Raw genomic sequence first — 18661 nt, forward strand, 5'->3', positions numbered from 1 at the left:
ATGAAACGTCTGTTCCTGATATGGCTCTTACTATCTTCAACTCTGACTGCCTGGAGCTGAAATGCCACCAGATCCCCCTTTATTCTCATTTTAAAATCTCAAATATCTTATTGACACCACCAACCTGCCACTAAAGCCAGAAAAAACCATCATCCTAAACCCTCCAAAAATACCACTGAAAATATCTAACAAGATACTCTTTTCTTTGTGGTAACTTTATATTTACTCTCATCTCAATCAGGCCCTAGCATGTAGACACAACCCACTCAAAAAAATCAGCCACAACCGCAGAAATCGCCGCTCCAGCTCATCCACCAAACAAAAATAAAATCAAAAATCCTGAAAATTGCAAAAATACACCCTTCCTTTTGGTACAGAACTCTTAAAAAAACATCCAAATAGCAAGTGGCACCAAAGTGCAAAATTTTCAACTCTCGAAAACATAATCTATAGAAGCCTGCCAATTAAAAAAATTTTTGTGAAAAAAAAATTATAGAAAGTAACATTTGAATTTCTATAGATTCAAACTGCATAATCAGGCGCCAAAGATAACCGGTTAAAAGTTATGAAGAGAAAAATTATAAAGATCTCCCTAATTGCCTTACTCCTATCCGGTTGTAGCGGTGGCGGATCTGGTAGCAGTAGCACCGGCGATACTGCTGAAAAAAATCCACCGGTAGCAAGTACCCCTTCAACAGGAAACGGTACTCCACCGGCAACAGAAGATCCCTCAAATGGAGGTGACTCCTCTATTGCACCAGAGCAAGTAAAGCTAATTGCTTTAAGTTTTGAGGCAATAAAGAAGTTCCGCTTCGCGTGGATTGATGCTGAAAATGCCAGCCACTATCATTTACTGGAAAACCCCGATGGGGTCTCCGGTTTTAGACGGGTTGCTGAATATATTCCCCAAGGTAATGAATCCCTAACACTCAAGCTAGAAACAGCACTCTATTCCCGAACTAATGCGCAATATATTCTACAGGCCTGCAACGGTGAGGGATCTCAAGAAAGATGTAGTGATTCAACGATACTTTCTGTTGACGATTTTTTACTGACCGGAAGCATTGGCTATTTCAAAGCGAGTAATACAGATGCCCACGATGATTTCGGCAAAGCAATCAGCCTTAGTGCTGATGGCCAGACCCTAGCAATAGGGGCACCTAGAGAGGATAGTAACACCACAGGTGTTAATGGAGATGGAAGCAATAATGATGCAGATGAATCCGGTGCGGTGTATATATTTACTCGCAGTGAAAGCGGCTGGCAACAGCAGGCCTACCTTAAAGCCAACAACAATAGAAAGTGGGAGTATTTTGGTTCAGAACTCAGTCTGAATGCCGATGGCCAGACTCTCGCAGTAGGTACTGATAGTGGTGTTTATATCTTCGCCCGCAATGAAGATGACTGGCAGCAACAAGCCTACCTTAAGGCCAGTGATACAGATGCCTCTGAAAACTTCGGTGATTCACTCAGCTTTAGTAGCGATGGCCAAACTTTAGCTGTTGGGGCTTCAAGAGAGGATAGCGGAGCAGTCTATATCTTCACCCGAGATAAAGGCACCTGGCAACAGCAGGCCTACATAAAGGCTAGCAATAGCGATGAAAATGACCTTTTTGGTTATACTGTCGGCCTCAGTGCCGATGGCCAGATACTCGGAGTGGGCGCACCAAATGAAAATAGCAGTGCTACCGGTATTAACAACGATCAAAGTAACAATCGTACATATAATTCTGGTGCGGTGTATATCTTTGCCCGCAGTGACACCGACTGGCAACAACAGGCTTACATAAAAGCTAGTAACACTGATGAAGGTGATTATTTTGGTTCTTCACTCAGTTTAAGCGCAGACGGCAAGGTCCTGGCCATAGGAGCTACAGCTGAGAGTAGCAATGCTTCCGGTATTAATGGCGATGCAAATAACAACCAGGCAACGGGTGCTGGCGCAGCTTATATTTTTATTCGCAACAACGATACTTGGCAGCAACAAGCTTATATTAAGGCAAGTAATACAAATTCTTATGACCGATTTGGTGGATCTCTCAGTCTTAGCGCCGATGGCCAGTCCCTAGCGGTAGGAGCCATTCGGGAGGGTAGCAGTGCCATTGGCATTAATGGCGATGAAGGCGATAATAGTGCAGATTGGTCTGGTGCCGTGTATATCTTCGCCCGAAGTGAGGACAACTGGCAACAGAAGGCCTACCTAAAAGCCAGTAATACCGAAAAGGGAGACTATTTTGGTTTTGGTAATATCAGCCTCAGCGCAGATGGCCAGACCTTGGCGGTAGGGGCCTTTCATGAAGATAGTGGCGCCACGGGCATCGGCGGCAATCAGCAAGATAATTCGGCATACTCTAGCGGAGCAGTATATATCTATTAGCGCTTAATTAGCCGATGAGAAACAAACTGAATTATCAGCTTGAGGGCTCAGTGAAAATTTCTTAGCACCAATCAATAAGCCCCCTCGGGGGCTTATTGATTGGTGCAACCTAAAAATTACTGTTTCTCTCCGATATCTGACCAAACCGCAAATTCATTGCCGCTGGGCTCGGCAAAATGAAAGCGCCTTCCTCCGGGGAAAGAAAAAATAGGTTTGACCACCTTAGCTCCGCACCGCTCGACTTTTTGTAACGTATCTTCCAAGTCAGAACTATAAAGCACTACCAACGCGGCACCATTCACTGCTGAGCTGTGCATATCCGCCTGAAAAAAGCCACCGTCCAAGCCTGCGCCGGAGAAAGCGGAGTACTCGGGGCCATAATCTGTAAATTCCCAGCCAAAGGCCTCAGTGAAAAAAGCCTTGGTCTTTGCCAGACTCTTAGATGGGAACTCTACATAATTAATTTTTTCATGATTATTCATACCAAGCTCTCCCGATATTTTAATTTAATTCTCCCCTAACCAACGACGGGTTTTTCCGGTGTATCAACCACCCGAAAACTGCCATTGGCCAGCGCGAGGGGTTGATCGTTATGCATAATAACGGCGCGATCCATCATCAGGTCAAAATCCAACATGGCGTAAAGAACAACTCCACGCCGCCCCTGGTAGATATTCGGCCGATAAACCAGTGCTGCCATACGTACTCCCATAGGCGCATACGAGTAACTGGCTTCACATACCAGCTTGCCACCGGCAGTGATATAGCAGTTGGATTCTGACTCATAACTGACAACATAGGTGGAGAGATCAGGGAAATCTCCCACCTCGGAATAATGGGTGCCAGTCCACTCCAGGCTTAAACCTACGAGATTTTTGAATGCACACGACATAAAGCGGCGCCCCTGTAACCCAACAAGACAGAACCTAGTATGGTCCTTCTTTCTCCCAAAGGGGGTCATCAGCTTAAAAACAAATGGGGGCAGTTAATTTTTTAAGGAGAGCGAAATAAAAAAGACCGCACCACCAGGGTGCGGCCATTCGCTTCTAGGGAAAAGCTATCAACTCAAAGAATCCTGGTGAAGCGACGACAGGGAATTCAAAACCCCGGCGCCAGGGCAACCAGAATATTTATTATTAATCAAAAATTGACATATATCATCGTGGCCAGGAAATTTTTACTACTTGGGAGGCGCTATCTTCAGCGTCCTCACCATCAGTCACTGTGAGGGTAATTTCGTAATTACCCGTTTGTGCGTAGCGATGTAACGCCCAACGACCGTTGCGCTGCACTCCATCCCCAAAATCCCAGTGGTATTGCAGTTTATTATCACCACTGTATTGGCTGCGATCTTCTACCCATACCCAACGGAAAAAGCGATGTAGTTTAAAGTTAGCCTGCAATGAAATCGCATCATCCATCACTTCAACAATCTGTTCTTGTGTGGATACCGCACCGCGATCGTCTTTTACCTGCAAACGTACCAAGTAATTACCCGGCACATCGAAAGTGTGGCTGGGATTTTGCTCGCTACTGGTTAAGCCGTCGCCAAAATCCCAGGACCAGCTCAACAGCTCACCATCTGCATCACTGCTGTTATCGATAAAATTAATCAACAACCCTTCAGACTCCCAGCTGAATTCTGCCGTGGGCGCTAGGTTATCTGCACTCAGATCCAGCTCAACAATTAAGGGATCGTGATCGGATGCACGGAAGGGGCCTGTAGAATAGAGGTTTTCCTGCTGCTCTAGGCTCTTGTGTTCAAGGTTGTAATCCAACACTCGCGGTTCATCGGCATTAATATGCCAGTCCACGGCGGCAGTAACCAACGGAGCCAGTGAAGGGCTGGCCAGCGCATGATCCAGGTAGCCAGACTGGCCGTCATAGACATAGGAATAAGCCTGTCCCGCTCCGTACCATTCCAGCAGGTCGGTATAACCCGCCCCTTCAAGAGCCGTAATTGGATTTTCCATGGCGTAGCTGTTGAGGTCGCCCAGCACTAAAACACGGTCAATTCCAGTTCCGGTGGGGTCATTCTCAACCCAACTCACCAGGGCATCGGCAGCCTGAGTACGCAGAGCATTCCAGCAGCCCTGACCATCCCCCTGATCGCTGTTCAGGCTGCCATCATTTGGACAACTTCCCTTGGATTTAAAGTGGTTCACCACCACGGCGAGACGCTCACCGGAGGAGAGTTCGGCAAATGCCTGTAACAGCGGCTGGCGGTTACCGTCATCAAAAGGATAATCCTGCAGAGTAACGGCTCTGCCAATCGGCATAACACGGTCGCTGCGGTAAATCATGCCCACGGCGATTTCATCACTGCCCAGCTGCGTGAGGTCCGGCTGCACAAACCGGTAGCTCTGTCCTGATGCTGCTGCGTTGAGCCCATTGACCAGATCCTGGATGGCACTATCGACACCGTAGCCGTCGTTTTCCAGTTCCATCAATCCGACAATATCGGCTTCCATACGCAAGATTGCAGAAATAATTTTCTCTCTTTGGCGCTCAAACTCTTCCAAAGTATCGGCACCGCGCGAAGTGGGAAAGCCACCTCCGTTGCCGTCACCATTGAAGTAATTCAGCACGTTAAAGCTGGCAACACGCAGGCTGCCATCACCCGGTAAGATGGGCGCTTCATCGCGTAGATTGACCGGGGTAAATTGGGGGACTTCCACAGGGTGAACACGGTAGGCACCGAAGCCGTACCCCATCACTCCGGTAAGCCCCTCCAGAGTATCGCCACTTCGCAAGGTGTTAGAAGCGCTGAGACCCGAGGCCGGATATGGCATTGTCTCGGGATTTTGCACTGTGGAACCATCGTCCAGAATAATCTGGTTGAGTGCGTTGGCTTCCACTTGAGCCGCCGCTGCAGCGCCCGGCATGTTGTTGTGGGTGGGGATGTACAGGCGGCCATTGGATAGGATCACTTCGCCATAGCGGCCCAGGTTGTAATGACCGTTAACGGTGAGGCTCTGCGGGAACTCAACCAACATCCCTTCGAGCTGCTCCTGCTCTGCCACAGAGCCAAACGGCATCTGTACATTAGCCGCCGTTACCTGATAACCGCTTCCGCAAACGCTGACACCATCAACCTGATTCAACTCAGTGAAATCAAAAAATTCATCGACGATACCCCCCACGCGCACCAGGTCGCCAACTTGCACACTCACACCGAAAGCATTGTCGTGTACAAACAGTCCTTCTGAAGTCGCATCCACGCCATCCTGATCGCTGTCCTCTTCCTGAAGGAAGAAACCGGCCAAGCCGGTATTGGGATCTTGGAAATTGCCGACAACCACCGCCTCAATTTCGTGGCGCTCGCCTTCAAGCGCACTCGCGGTGCCGCTGCCCTGTATCTGGCTGATTAAGGTTGACGCATCGCCACAGGCCCCAAGCTCAATACCGCCATTACCGTCACCATCTCCATTGCCACCATCGGCGCCGTGCCAGCCCAGGTGATCAAAGTTATTCAACCCCTCACTGGACCACTCCAGAGCAGGATCGAAGATGCCGCTTCCATCGGTTCGGCCTGTCTGCACATCCAGATTGCGTACCAGTGTTTGGTTTTGTGTGCCGAGGCTGCTATTGCCCCACTGGCTGCCGGGGTCAGTACCAATTTGGCCGATCACATCAACAAAACCATTGGGGCCTACCAGCGCTACGGCATCATCACCATTAAACAGGCCGCTGGTATAAATCTGGTCGGCCTGATCCAGCAACGCCGCATCGGCACTGCCGTGGGCCAGAACAAATACCGCACCGCCCTGCAGGGTGCCACTCAAAGCAATGTTCGCGGAGGCGCTATCGGAACCATTGAAAAAAAGCTGGATGGCGTAATCACTCAGATCAATCGCAGTTTCACCGCCATTAAAAATTTCCAGCGCTTTATTGTTACCACTGCCCTCAATGTACTCCGAGATAATGAGGTCGCTGGCTTGGACCTCTGCAGCCATCAGTGGAAGACCCAGGGCTGCCAGAGCAGCCAAGCCAAATTGTTTCATCGTCGTTATTCCCAGTTGCCTGATACGGATTAAGCGGCGCAAAGAGTGGCGGGGAATTCCTAAATTTCGATGAAACAAATGTTAAATTTCGGTTTCAATGTGTGGTGATTGGAAAGGCTTGGCATTTGCCGGCAACCTAAAAACGTGTGTCCGCGATCAAGCGAAGGGTTAACGGGTTCACAGGAGGTTGAGGAAATGCCACAGCGTAGGGAGATACTCTACAATCATTTATATAAGCACTTATATAAATTCAACACTATGAAATACAGCCAGTTGGGTACTCGCCTCAGGCATTTAATCGAATTACTGGACGGCGATGTCGCAGATAGTTACCGCACCTGCGGTATTAAAAACTACAAGCCGCGTTATACACCGGTGATGCGAGCCCTTATCCACAAGAGCCCGGTCACCATCAATGAAATCGCGGCCAGTGCCGCAATCTCCCAGCCGGCGGTTAGCCAGACAGTCAGAGATATGGTCCAGCAGGGATTGTTAGAAATCCTCACCGGGGAGGATGCACGCCAGCGCAAGGTCCGCCTCAGCCGTAAAGGCCAGCGCTTACTACCAAAGCTTGAAGTCCACTGGCAAGCCACAGTTGAAGCGGAACGTTCATTAAATCGGCAACTGTCTACACCATTAACAGCACTCGCCGAAGAGGCGATTACCGCTCTGCAGGAACACCCCTATCTCGATCGCATTCAACAGTGCATTGCCAAGGAGAATAGAAAGCCATGAAACTGATTGCCGCCTTCAGCCTGGCCCTATGCCACACCATCTCTTCAGCGACTTACGCAAGCGATGAGGATTGCCAGTTTAATCCCACCGTAGTTATCCAATCCGCCGCCAGCGCTATTGCAGAAACTTATGTACTCGCAGACAAAGCCCAGAGCGTTTCCCTGGCGTTGTTTGAGATGGCCAGTAGCCCTGAAGCTTTGCGCTTTTGTCGGGACTCCAAAAGTTTTGCCAAGCTAATTACCGAGAAAATCCGAACACTGTCCGGAGACAAACATTTCTATTTGGAGCCGGTAAGCCCTAATGAAGATTCCAACAACTGGATAGCACAGTGGCGAGCCGAGGCGCCCAAGAACAACTATGGTGTAAAGAAACTAGAGTTATTGCCCGGTAATATTGCCTACTTCAAACTCTCTTCATTCCATACTTTTGAAAATGCCCGGCAAAGCCTGGCCGCGGCGTTTACCCTGTTGCAACACAGTGACGGTCTGATATTAGACCTGCGCAATAATGGCGGTGGTGATAGTGATACAGCCACTGCTATCCTCGAATCCTTTGTGGACCCCACTACCCCCCTGCCATATGTTATTGAAACCAGAGAGAAGCAACATTCCCCTGAACGCATCAAAGAACTTCCCTGGCCAGCCTATGGCACCCAGAGACCCATGGTAGTACTGATCAATGGGCGCTCCTTCTCTGCATCAGAAAGCATCGCCTTCTCGCTGCAACAACTGGGTAGAGCCACTATTATCGGTAGTGCCAGCGCCGGCGGAGCCCATATGATGGATGCGCCTCAGACCCTGCCATTTAACTTTGAAATTGGAATTCCCTCTAGTCGCCCGGTTTCGACTTTATCTAAGGAGCTGGTTAACTGGGAGGGTCAGGGGGTGAGGCCGAATATTGAAAGCAGCGAGCAAGAAATTTTACAGGTGGCGTTAAAGGTTCTTAAAAAATAAACTGCGTTTTAAAGCACACCCAAACTTTAAAGCAATGGAAATGTAGAACTCAACAATGCGTACCTCTTTACAACCTATAACCCAGAATAACTATGAGGCGATCTGCGATCTGGATGTCGCCGAAGCACAGCAAGAATACGTCGCCTGCAATATGTGGTCACTGGTGGAGGCACAGTTCAATTCTGGATATGAAACCCGTGCGATTTATACGGAAGAAAAGCCCGTTGGCTTTCTTATGTGGGTGAAAGAGAGCCGTGAAAAAATTTCCATTTGGAGATTTATGGTTGACCAGAAGCAGCAGGGGAAGGGGATAGGTAGGGCAGCGCTTCAGCTAGCCCTACAAGAAATCCGGCAAACACCCAATATCGAGCAAATAGAAATCTGCTACAACCCCAAAAACCCAGTGGCTAAAGACTTTTATTCCAGTTTTGGTTTTACTGAAGTGGGTATGGATAAGGACAACGAAGATATGCTTGCCATTATCAACCTCACCAATAAAATTCCTGAAGAGGCTGATGCTATCTAAACGGGCAGGCGGGCTTAGTGCCACTCCAAACCGGTAAATCGAGATCTTCTTTATTGTCTGATGGCGCCCCTGTGCGACTCTTGAAAGAACCTTCCTCTATGGTCAGGCGCATCAGGGCCGTACCCTTGCGCTCCTGAGGGTTTGGAGCGCGCACCTGGCTCCAGCGGCCAGGCTCGATATCTTCGATAATAGATTTGAAAACCGCATCAAACTCCTCTGGGTCCTGTACCCGCGCACCGCGGCAAAACAAAACTGCCGAGCGATAGTTGGCACTGTGATGAAAGGCGGATTTAGCCAGGACCCATTCGTCATAGTGGGCAAAGGAAATACACACCTGCTGCCCCGAATCCAGTAATTTCTGCAGGCGGCTTTTATTGAGCACATGAAAATACAAAAAGTCCCCATGGCGCCATACTGTCATGGGAATAACAATCACTTCACCATCCTGAGTAAAACCAATATGCCCCAGCTTCAGTTCATCGACCAAACGATAAATATCCTCGCGGCGATAACTGGCCCTCTTGGCAGCACGGCGCACCCGGCTTTTCGCAGTTACCGGCAATTCACTCTTTGCGGAATCTAAAACTACCATTCTTAAAAACTCCCACAACGATTTATCAACAACAGATATCGCCAATATAGGGAGTTGCTGGTACTCTGATTAGATCCAGTTTTAATCAGTTAATGGTGCCAGTTTGAGCAGCCCCGATTTTGCCGACTTAACCCTGGACCCCAGGCAACCGTTACAAAGCCAGTTATACCGCAGCCTGGTGGAGTGGATTTGCAGCGGCCGTCTCGCAGCAGGGAGCAAGCTCCCCTCCTCTCGTAGACTATCCTCCACCCTGAATATCAGCCGCAATACGGTCACACTGGTGTTAGAGCAGCTCAAAGCAGAGGGCTTTGTTACCAGCCGTGTCGGACAGGGCGTTTTTGTATCTAGCGCCCTACCCGCTTACGTACAGAAACCACAGCACCAGGCATGGCATTCCCAAGGCTCCGATAGTACAGCTCCCTTACCAGGGCTCTCAGCCCTTGGCCAAAAGCTGCAGACTGCAACGGCATTTAAAACCGACAGCGGTGTATCTCTACCTTTTTCACCGGGTATACCGGATCTCAATGCCTTTCCTTTAGCTATTTGGTCCAGACTCTACAGGCGCCACAAAGATAGGTTTCCACTGCTTGGCTATGGGCACAGCCAGGGCCATCCACCCTTACGCCAGGCACTGGCAGAATACCTGCGCAGCTGCCGCGGAGTGCTCTGTGATGAAAGCCAGATCATCATAACCAATGGCGCCCAGGAAGCCTTGAGCCTGTGCGCACAAGTGCTACTAAGCCCCGGCGATACCGCCATCATGGAAAACCCTGGCTACCGCCGCGCCCGCTGGGTGTTTCAAGCCTGCGGCGCCAAGTTGGCATTGGCCGAATTGCAAAGCGGCTATTTAGACGTGGATGCACTGATCAAAAGCCAACTGCACGGCAAAGTCCTCTACACCACGCCAACCCATCAGTACCCCATGGGCGGAGTCATGCCTGCCAGTGAACGGCTAAAGCTGTTGGACTGGGCCAGCAAGACGCGATGCTGGATTTTAGAGGATGACTATGACAGCGAATTTTCCTTTAAGCACAAACCTGTCGCCGCTCTCCAGGGAATGGCAGAGCATACCCCGGTTATCTATATGGGCAGCTTCAGTAAAAGCCTGCAGCCCGGCCTGCGCTTAGGTTACATGATCGTTCCCAAACCCTTTGTACAGGCATTTGCTCGGGCAAAGGAAATACTCTCCGGCCACTCCCCCCTACTTGCCCAGGCGGTTGTTGCCGACTTTATTGACGAGGGACACTTCGTACGACACCTGCGCAAAATGCGCATCAACTATCGGGAAAAATGGCTGCATTTTTGCGACTTGGCACGAGATAAACTGGAACCCCAGGCGCAACTCATCGCAAGTAGTGCCGGAATGCACTTGGTACTCGCCACGCCCGGCAGGAATGACCTAGAACTGTCAAAGCAATTAGCCCAGCACCGCTTCGGTAGCACGCCACTTTCTTTTTTCTACCCCGATAAATCATTGAACCATGGCCTGGTATTAGGGTTTGCCAATACCAGTAAACAACAACGAGAGGACTGTATAGATCTTCTGCAGAGTTTTTTAACACACTCATTCAGCTAGCAAACTTTCAATATCATTATTATTGGCAACAGCATTTCTATGCCATGGTCAGTAGAAAATATTGTTAGTGTATTTCTTATATACACTCACCCCGCATATGCCTGGCCAGCCCTAGCCTGAAGTTATCCACGCTTTCCTATTGCCGATAAAGACAACAACTTGGATGGAAACACGCTGAAATAGCGAACTTTTTTTGGCACAAGGATTGATCTATGGGGGTCGAATTCAACTAGGCTGGGTTTATGCACAATTCCAGTCAAACTTTAGATACTAGCCAAACAAAAGCGGCAACCTCGCAAACTGCATGGCTAGCCATGATAAGCCTTTTTTTAGGCGCCGCTTGTATCCAACTGGTCATTATGCGCTACCTGAATGGCGAGATGGCTCCGCAGGCCTTTGCAGCCGTATTAGAGCAGCTTATTCGAACGGAAGAAGTCCCCGCAGCTATTCAATCTTTAGCCATATTTTTCACCCCGCACATCACCAGCCTGACTTACTCACTGCATTTTGTCATTCTACTTGCCGGGGTACTCTTAATATTGCGGGTATTAATGACCCTAGGCGCCCTACTCATGTTTGTGAGCTTCATAGTATTATGGGGCTTTACTTATATGGGCGAAAATAGCTGGTTCTTTGAGTTTTTATCACCGGCTTTATATGCATTAGTCTTAGCGGTAAGTAGCTGTAGCTTCACCCCAAACATTCAGAAACCATCCGATCAAGCCTCATCTCATCCTACGCCCTATCACCAGCGTCTATTGGGTAGTATTCTGGCACCCGATATAAGCTTTTTGTCCTGGTGCCTCTGGGTGATTGTGGCATCTAGCGTGTTGTTTGCGATATTTTTGATGTCGCGCAACGGCGGTAATCACATACTTCTAGCCAGCCTTTTATCCAGTATCACCATTGCCGCCCTAGCAATACTTTCAAAATTTTTAGACCGATATCGCATGGTCTTACAGACAGAACAATCCAACCTACTGCTAGGGCGGTGGATTAACCTGTTCACCATCACCATAGGTGTTATGTTGATTTTCCAGGTTTATGAAGACAGCTTACTGAACTGGTTTACCGTAGAGGGCTATAGAGGGCTGGTGAACTCCTATGTAGAATACGGAAACACCCCGCTATGGTTTCGCAACGCATTAGCCTGGGTTACAGAGCATGCCAATATTTTTATGCCCATTCAAAGGATTTTCGAAGTCTCTGCCGCAATCTGTATGGTCATATTAGTTTTTCGGTTCCCTATTGTTCTATTAACTACCGGACTATTCGCCATTCTCTCCTTTACCGAATTTGGAGTAACCAATGTTTGGCCCCCAGCCCCTGGCAAGCCCCCGGCCTGGGTGTTTGAGCTACTACTCACAACTTTAGTAAGCTTAACCTGTGGCCTTTATTATCTTTTTGATGCTTTGAAATGCAAATCCTGGCGTTACTGGCTGCTTGGTTCCAAGGTGTTTGAATCCATATCTAAGCTGGATAAATATCTATTGTTTATCTTGTTTTTCATCCTGGAAATAATTGTATTTTCAGTGAGCCCATCCAGCAAAGAAAACGATATAATAGCATTGCACTTGGCAGCACTCACACTGATTCCTTTATTTTATATATTGATACTTATAGATATTTATAGAAAAGACAGCACAAAACACTAATCATCAATCAGACTTAATCTTGGCTAAACTGATAAGCGTCCATTCGCGGCTCTCTACTCTTTTATCCACATAATTTATTCACACAAAAATTTAGCACAGGAATCAGAAAAACCTAAACCAAAGGCTTGGATAAAAATTCAATATCAAAAACAGATTACTAAAGAATTAAAAGCTTATTAAAGCTGAACACAGCATTTTCATATTAAAAAAAACAGACATACTCTGAGACATACAACTTGGTTGTCAATAGAGGCTTATCTTTACTACTTGAAACCAAGCTAGAAAAATTAAGCCATTTATTTAAAAGATACCCCACCAAGGTTTTCTCTACAATTTATTTCAAAACTTTAAATACTGTTTAGACAGGAGGACATGGACATTACTTGTCATACCCTAGTTTTAGAACTAAACCAAAATATGATTCAAGAGATAACTTAGCACCTCATCATCTTCGACAACTAATCTTTCAAGCACATCAAGATGATCACGATTATTTGCAATGATAAAATGACAGGGATTTCCGGACTTTAATAGCTTTTCTTGATACTCCTTTGTCTGACGAAAAAACTCAGGAGTATCAAATTCAGGTACTATTAAATGTAGTGGACAGAGCTTTCTACCTTCACTTAGCGGCATTAACTGTGGGCTTACCTTCTCCGCTGACTCCATTGACATATTAATCGTGTCATTGACAAAGCTATTCACCAGTGGACGGATATCGAAAAGCCCAGCCAGAGAAAATGCGCCTTTGAACTTATCCTGCGTAGATTTTGAAATATCAAACTGGCTCCAATCTGTCTGATGTAACATCCCTACTAACTGACCACCTGCCGAGTGCCCCATCAGGTAAACTGCAGGCGCACCTCTCAGCTTTGCCTCCTTAAGTACCTTAGCCATTGCATACTGTGTCTGTTTTACTATGGACTCCATAGGCACGCCATTATTCCAATCCTGGGCCATACGATAACCAGGCATATAAACAGCAATCCCTTTTCTATTAAAAGGCTCAGCCAGGAAAGAAAACTGCTCTTTTGAGAACCATTGCCACCAACCTCCATGGATATAAATGACTATGGGTGCATCTTCAGCAACATTCTCAGGCCTAAAAATATCCATTGAGCCTGATAATTCCCCTTCCCCAAAACTAACTGTTTGCAGTCCACCTTTGATCGCCTGTCGGTAATTGGAGCTGTGACTCTCTGTGAATTCTACATGAGCTGGTAACAATTTTTCTGGCGGCAAACGATGATTCCACAGAGTCGGATTGTACTGTTCGTCAGTTTTTTCCCGAGTAAAACTATTCCAATATTCGTTCATGTTATATCCTTTCACTTCGCATTTTTGTCCAAGGCTTCAAAATGGTCCTCACGCAGGCGCATTGTGCCGTCCTCCTGGAGAACCCAGAGCTCTCGTGTAATTACTCCTTGCGCGTTATTCATTCTCCAGTTGCTGGAAAGTACGGTTGAAGTGTCATCTATTGCCTCGATTTTTGTATCCAGGTAAGTCACATCTGAGAACCCCTGAGCCACAAGATTTTCCCAGAAAGCCTGTATCTGCTCCCGCCCCTGGAATAGCCCAAATGGCTTGGCCATCATTTGCGCATCCTTTTCGTACATAGAAGCGCAACCTTCTGCATTTCCTTGGTTGAAAAATGACTTCCAACGCTCGCTGGCTACTACAGTTTTTTCAATTAATGCCTTATTCAAATCAGATTCCTCTTCACGATAATTAAGTATTAACTTTCTGCAAGCATAGTGCCCCAGACACCGCCTTTTGATAAACAGCCATAAAGTTAAATTAGTGTTTAGAAGAATTAAACAATGAAACCCTATCTAGAAGATATGCAAGTATTTCTAGCTGTTGTTAAAGTGTGCAGTTTTATGGCAGTGGCTAATAGCCTGGCCCGTACTAAATCGGCAATAAGCCAGACGGTAACCCAACTGGAAAAAGGTCTGGGAATAAGGCTACTATACCGAAGTACCCGAGCGCTCTCGTTAACGTAAGCAGGCACGCAGTTCTACATTTCTTGCCATAAATCATAGATATTTATAGCACTGCCCTGGCAGACTTAAAAAGCACCTGTGAAAAACTCTCGGGGACACTGACAATTACTGCGTCTCACGCACTTTTCGAGCCGGTTATTGTTCCAGCCAGCTCACAGAGCAGCATACACAGCTTAGTGTTCGATTACTCGCTAACGATACCCCTATCGACCTGATTGAATTACAGGTAGATATTGCAATTCGCCTAGGCAACCTGGATATGCAATCAACCAAAGTGTCCAATCTAGGTGTGCTCCGTGAAAGCCTTAATCCAAATAGAGAGTAAATAGATAGGTAAGGTAATTTATTAGAGAATCGCTATTATTTACACCAATGGAGTCATATCGCCAATGATTAGCAGGGAATTCCGGTTAAATGTAAGTTTCTTAATGCAGACACAATACGAGCCACACCAAAGTCCGCGGTAACTCTTTGCGCAGTTTTTTTCAAATAACAGAAATGGGCTTGAAGATTGAGAGGCACGCGGATATTACGGCAGCTAAGCTTGTCAAAGAGGGGGTTCTGGAAACAGTAACAACAGTAGCCTTGACACCAATACACTATATCTATCTTTTCACCAAAAGACCTCCTGCGAATGTTCAGTACTTCGTTAAAAGCATTAAGTAGGCTGCAAGCCATTTAAAGGAACATACGGGTGTAACGCTACATCATGAAATGATCTATCAGCTAATTTACTTAGATCAGACAATTGGTGAGGACTTATACAAGTATCTTAGGAGTGCATCAAAGCACCATCGTAAGTGCTACGGTAAGTATGATCGACACGGAAAAATAAAAACAATTACCATTTGATAATGGTCTTGAATTCGCTGGCCATACAACGATTGCAGAAGGCTTGGAAGCTGATATTTATTTTGCTCACCCATATTCATCTTGGGAGAGGGAAATTAATGAAAACATTAACGGCCTCATTCGGCAGTATTTCCCAAAGAATACCTACTTCAATAAAGTAACAGAGGAGCAGATTCAATTTGTAATAGATCACCTAAACAGTAGATCAAAAGCGAGTCTGGGTGGAGGGTCTCCGAATGAGCAATTTATGGGGCTGTAAGATAATCTTCTTGCAGCATGGAAGAATTGCAGCTATTACTTGAAACCAAGAAGCAAATAGTATTTAGCAACAACCTTTCAAACACCCTAATAATAACATGGTCGGACAAGTATCAAGCTGATTCACAAACTATATAGCCTAGAGCTACCAGCACCCCCAACTCCATCATTAAACCCGACAACACCAATATAAACCTTCTGAAAAATGACCTAGAAGATTGACACATTAAATATCACTATTGAGAAAGAACGCAATCAAATTAAAAAATGATTCCTAGCCCAAAAGGATATATTTATGAGTTGACATCACCTAGAATCACCAGACAACAACCTACCTAACACCCAACGACTACTACAAATACAATTTACTCTTTTATGGATTAAATTCAAACCTAACAACACCATGTTCAACATATGGTGATCTATATTTTTAGAAAAAATAATCAATTGACCTTCATTAGCTGTGCAAGACGAACTCAGAGAAAAACTATTTTGTGCACTAGTGATTTTACCTATAACAAAAATGATGTTGACCAATTTCTTTACTTCTTTACCATCATCTTACAATCTTGATTAGGTGTCGAATAGTCATTTAGTGTAGTGAAATGAAGGGGCTTAAATTAAGCCCCTTAAAGAACCTCAAGGAGGTCAATTAATCCTATTCGCCATCTGAAAACGAATCTTCTTTAATGGTCCAAACTTTTGAAGAGTTATCTTCACAGTCAACTTTTCCAACCAACCAGTTAGGAGCATTTTGGAACTGTGGAGCCAAGCAATGGCCTGTGAGTCTGTTTTTAATTTGATAAAAACTACTATCATCGGAAAAACGATAAGGACCAATAAAGTCCCAAGTTGTTGCATCAGTTTTTTCCGTATCAGGACGTATGCTATGATGGCCAAAGCCCAAATCTATATCACTCACATAAGATTCATTATTTGCCTCAGTGTCCCAAATCAAATATCCACCATTATGTGGTAATAAGGCTATTTGACACGATAAATTGCTACCACGATATCCTGCAGGGAAAGTTGAACTTGCGCTGTGAAATGAACTGATGCAACCATTAAATCCTGTTAATCCTTCTGGGGCAATTATTGTGTGATTACCACTCGCTGCTGTAGGGAGTTCTATAAATTCCAGTGCAAAAATCTCGATATCAGATGGCGCAATTCCACAAGCAACGGTAGTCAGCACTCCATTTTCATTGCTCAAGCAATGACCGGTAGTATAGTTTGCTAACCGGAAAAGACCATCACCATCAAAATCATTTATAACCCAGATGGCATCATCTCCAAGCCCACTATAAAATCCAAGGCCATCATCTTTTTGCTTTAAGCTCCTGCTATCAACCGTTATCCGATACCCATCTTGATATTTCGCAACTTCAAAAACATAGGATTCTTCATCGCAATTAATTGCCCCAAAGCGACCAAAACAGGTGTTATCGGGCACATGACGCAAGCGAATAAAGGTCCCCTCGGGGATATCTGTACCATCGATTTCCCACCTGTCATCGTTCTCGCACCCTCCCATAATGAGCCTGTCGTTTTCATCAACAATTAGACACCTTTCTGTATTTGAATTCACAATCTGGTACTCAGTGTCCAAAAAATGTCTTTTCTTAAACTGCCAAACAGAGTCACTCCCAACACTAGACCGGATAACAAAGCCATCTGAATCTTCACCTTTATCTTTAAAGTTACGATTATCAGCAAGCCTAGAGATCGTATAACCATCCTGATAGGGCCTGATCATAAATTGGCTGGCACCAACATCACAATTTAGCTTTACTGTACCATCCATACTGGCACATTTGTCAGTAGACTTATATTTAAGCCTTACTCCCCTGTAAGTTTCTAGATCAAAGACATCCTTTATCTCGATTAGATCTTCATCAGCCTGGGCGTCAGTTATTTTTAAAGCGTGGTTATACCAATCCCAGGAATCCACAATAAATGCAAGGCTATGAAAGATAGAGTTTCTTTTCGATTCACTTGCGAATTGACTATTGCTATAAAGATCATCAATATACTCATCACGCCACTGATTACATTGACTCTCAGGGACAGCTTGTGAAGTAAAGTTGTTATAATTATCTATATATGAATATCTAACACCACCACCAGAGCACTCTCTTACGAAGGATTCCCTATAAGCTCCTAGTCGAGATTCACGAAAATCTAATTCTACTGAAACTAGCCCCGGAAATAAATTATTTTCGTTAACTTTAATACCAACATCATCTAATATTTTTTTATAAGAGCCAATTTCATTGACATCCTTAACCCGGTTATACGTCAAGTAAGTATCATTACCGCCCCTGCATGCATCCAGGGCATCTTCTGGCTCAATTAAGTAGTCTGTAAGTACAACTTCATCATCGTGTTTAATTGAATTCAATATCGAGGGAGAAATTAACTCATCATCCTCCACATTCTTCCAGGACGCATAGGAGCCTCTATTATAACAATAGCGATTCCATTCTTTTCTGTGCATAAACTCCATCTGAATGATCGCTATATATCCTGGTATAACTTCATCAATCAGAGCTTTATATTTAGCTGATGTTGGTGTATCGGCATCCAATTCCTTATCTATTTTCTCCCCAAGGCTTACTGCTAACAACTGTAGTTTGGAAGCAATATTAGCATGGCTAGATAAAATTCCATTATCCACAATTTCTTGCTGAATAAGACTAACCAAGCCGGTGAGATCTGTTAGATCTTGACCAAGGTAAGCTCCTTCTAAATTTGAAATGCGGCTATTAAATTCTTCCAAGCAACTTACCAATTGAGGATCAGCCCCCGGAGTCATTTTTTCAACAACTCCACCTTTTACAGCACTATAAATAAAAGGGTACGCTTTTGAAATAAGAGAGAAGGATTCCGGCACACCGAGTGCCGTAGATATCACATTATTTGCAAGTAAAATTCCTACACTTTGACCATCGTAAGAGACAGCAGAGCTGGCCTCTCTTGAAGCATAATCATAACAAGCACCGCTAAGCTCATTCGCAGATGCATTAGCGGCTACCAGGGAGATACCTGCACACAAGGTAACCCTCTTCATAATTTTCATATCTTTACTCCTAGAAAATCTGCATTTAAATAAAGTCAAAATTGACCCTAG

The 18661-nt window shown here is 45.6% G+C and carries 14 protein-coding genes and 1 pseudogene; 8 read left to right on the forward strand and 7 right to left on the reverse strand.

Going from position 1 to position 18661, the window contains the following annotated elements:
- Positions 1-565: 565 nt before the first annotated feature.
- Positions 566-2377 carry a hypothetical protein gene (locus tag ACJJIO_RS05470; RefSeq protein ID WP_444910369.1) on the forward strand — a complete coding sequence of 604 codons (1812 nt, stop codon included), beginning with the start codon at positions 566-568 and terminating at the stop codon, positions 2375-2377.
- A 116-nt stretch (positions 2378-2493) separates the two neighbouring features.
- On the opposite strand, the gene ACJJIO_RS05475 is transcribed toward ACJJIO_RS05470, so the two are convergent.
- From ACJJIO_RS05475 to ACJJIO_RS05485, 3 genes are all read right to left on the reverse strand, one after another.
- Positions 2494-2859 (reverse strand): VOC family protein, encoded by a 366-nt coding sequence (locus ACJJIO_RS05475; RefSeq protein WP_444910370.1) that lies wholly within the window; start codon positions 2857-2859, stop codon positions 2494-2496.
- A 35-nt stretch (positions 2860-2894) separates the two neighbouring features.
- Positions 2895-3269: a hypothetical protein gene (locus ACJJIO_RS05480; protein ID WP_444883934.1), complete on the reverse strand. Its 375-nt coding sequence runs from the start codon at positions 3267-3269 to the stop codon at positions 2895-2897.
- A gap of 265 nt (positions 3270-3534) precedes the next feature.
- Positions 3535-6381, reverse strand: a complete 2847-nt coding sequence (locus ACJJIO_RS05485; RefSeq protein WP_444910371.1) for an ExeM/NucH family extracellular endonuclease — start codon at positions 6379-6381, stop codon at positions 3535-3537.
- Positions 6382-6576: 195 nt separating this feature from the next.
- Here ACJJIO_RS05485 and ACJJIO_RS05490 point away from each other — a divergent pair, with 195 nt between their 5' ends.
- Genes ACJJIO_RS05490 through ACJJIO_RS05500 form a run of 3 tightly spaced genes read left to right on the forward strand, consistent with a single transcriptional unit; the run spans position 6577 to position 8595 of the window.
- Positions 6577-7116, forward strand: coding sequence for a MarR family winged helix-turn-helix transcriptional regulator (locus ACJJIO_RS05490; RefSeq protein WP_444910372.1), 540 nt, complete (start codon positions 6577-6579; stop codon positions 7114-7116).
- Entirely contained in the window at positions 7113-8069 is a 957-nt protein-coding gene (locus tag ACJJIO_RS05495; RefSeq protein WP_444910373.1) for a S41 family peptidase, read from the forward strand. Before ACJJIO_RS05490 ends, ACJJIO_RS05495 begins: the two co-directional genes overlap by 4 nt.
- Before the next feature lie 55 nt (positions 8070-8124).
- The gene (locus ACJJIO_RS05500) at positions 8125-8595 is read left to right on the forward strand and encodes a GNAT family N-acetyltransferase (RefSeq protein WP_444910374.1); all 471 of its coding nucleotides are present in this window, start codon (positions 8125-8127) and stop codon (positions 8593-8595) included.
- Here ACJJIO_RS05500 and ACJJIO_RS05505 read toward each other — a convergent pair.
- A complete protein-coding gene (locus ACJJIO_RS05505) occupies positions 8588-9187 on the reverse strand; it encodes a pyridoxamine 5'-phosphate oxidase family protein (protein WP_444910375.1) in 600 nt (199 codons plus the stop codon). The two genes, ACJJIO_RS05500 and ACJJIO_RS05505, sit on opposite strands and share 8 nt — an antisense overlap.
- Positions 9188-9290: 103 nt before the next feature.
- On the opposite strand from ACJJIO_RS05505, the gene pdxR reads away from it, so the two are divergent.
- Entirely contained in the window at positions 9291-10763 is a 1473-nt protein-coding gene (gene pdxR, locus ACJJIO_RS05510; RefSeq protein WP_444910376.1) for a MocR-like pyridoxine biosynthesis transcription factor PdxR, read from the forward strand.
- 314 nt (positions 10764-11077) lie between these two features.
- Entirely contained in the window at positions 11078-12418 is a 1341-nt protein-coding gene (locus ACJJIO_RS05515; RefSeq protein WP_444910377.1) for a hypothetical protein, read from the forward strand.
- Between the two features lie 405 nt (positions 12419-12823).
- On the opposite strand, the gene ACJJIO_RS05520 is transcribed toward ACJJIO_RS05515, so the two are convergent.
- Both ACJJIO_RS05520 and ACJJIO_RS05525 read right to left on the reverse strand, forming a co-directional pair.
- Complete coding sequence (locus tag ACJJIO_RS05520) at positions 12824-13735, reverse strand: alpha/beta hydrolase (protein ID WP_444910378.1); 912 nt, start codon at positions 13733-13735, stop codon at positions 12824-12826.
- A gap of 11 nt (positions 13736-13746) precedes the next feature.
- Positions 13747-14124 (reverse strand): YybH family protein, encoded by a 378-nt coding sequence (locus ACJJIO_RS05525; protein ID WP_444910379.1) that lies wholly within the window; start codon positions 14122-14124, stop codon positions 13747-13749.
- Between the two features lie 135 nt (positions 14125-14259).
- On the opposite strand from ACJJIO_RS05525, the gene ACJJIO_RS05530 reads away from it, so the two are divergent.
- Positions 14260-14421, forward strand: coding sequence for a LysR family transcriptional regulator (locus ACJJIO_RS05530; protein ID WP_444910974.1), 162 nt, complete (start codon positions 14260-14262; stop codon positions 14419-14421).
- A 669-nt stretch (positions 14422-15090) separates the two neighbouring features.
- Positions 15091-15532 (forward strand): annotated as a pseudogene (locus ACJJIO_RS05535) (IS30 family transposase); the annotation flags it as partial.
- A 657-nt stretch (positions 15533-16189) separates the two neighbouring features.
- On the opposite strand, the gene ACJJIO_RS05540 reads toward ACJJIO_RS05535, so the two are convergent.
- Positions 16190-18610 carry a ricin-type beta-trefoil lectin domain protein gene (locus ACJJIO_RS05540; protein WP_444910380.1) on the reverse strand — a complete coding sequence of 807 codons (2421 nt, stop codon included), beginning with the start codon at positions 18608-18610 and terminating at the stop codon, positions 16190-16192.
- Positions 18611-18661: the final 51 nt, after the last annotated feature.

The organism is Microbulbifer mixtoriginis (SeqCode) (genome assembly GCF_052467235.1).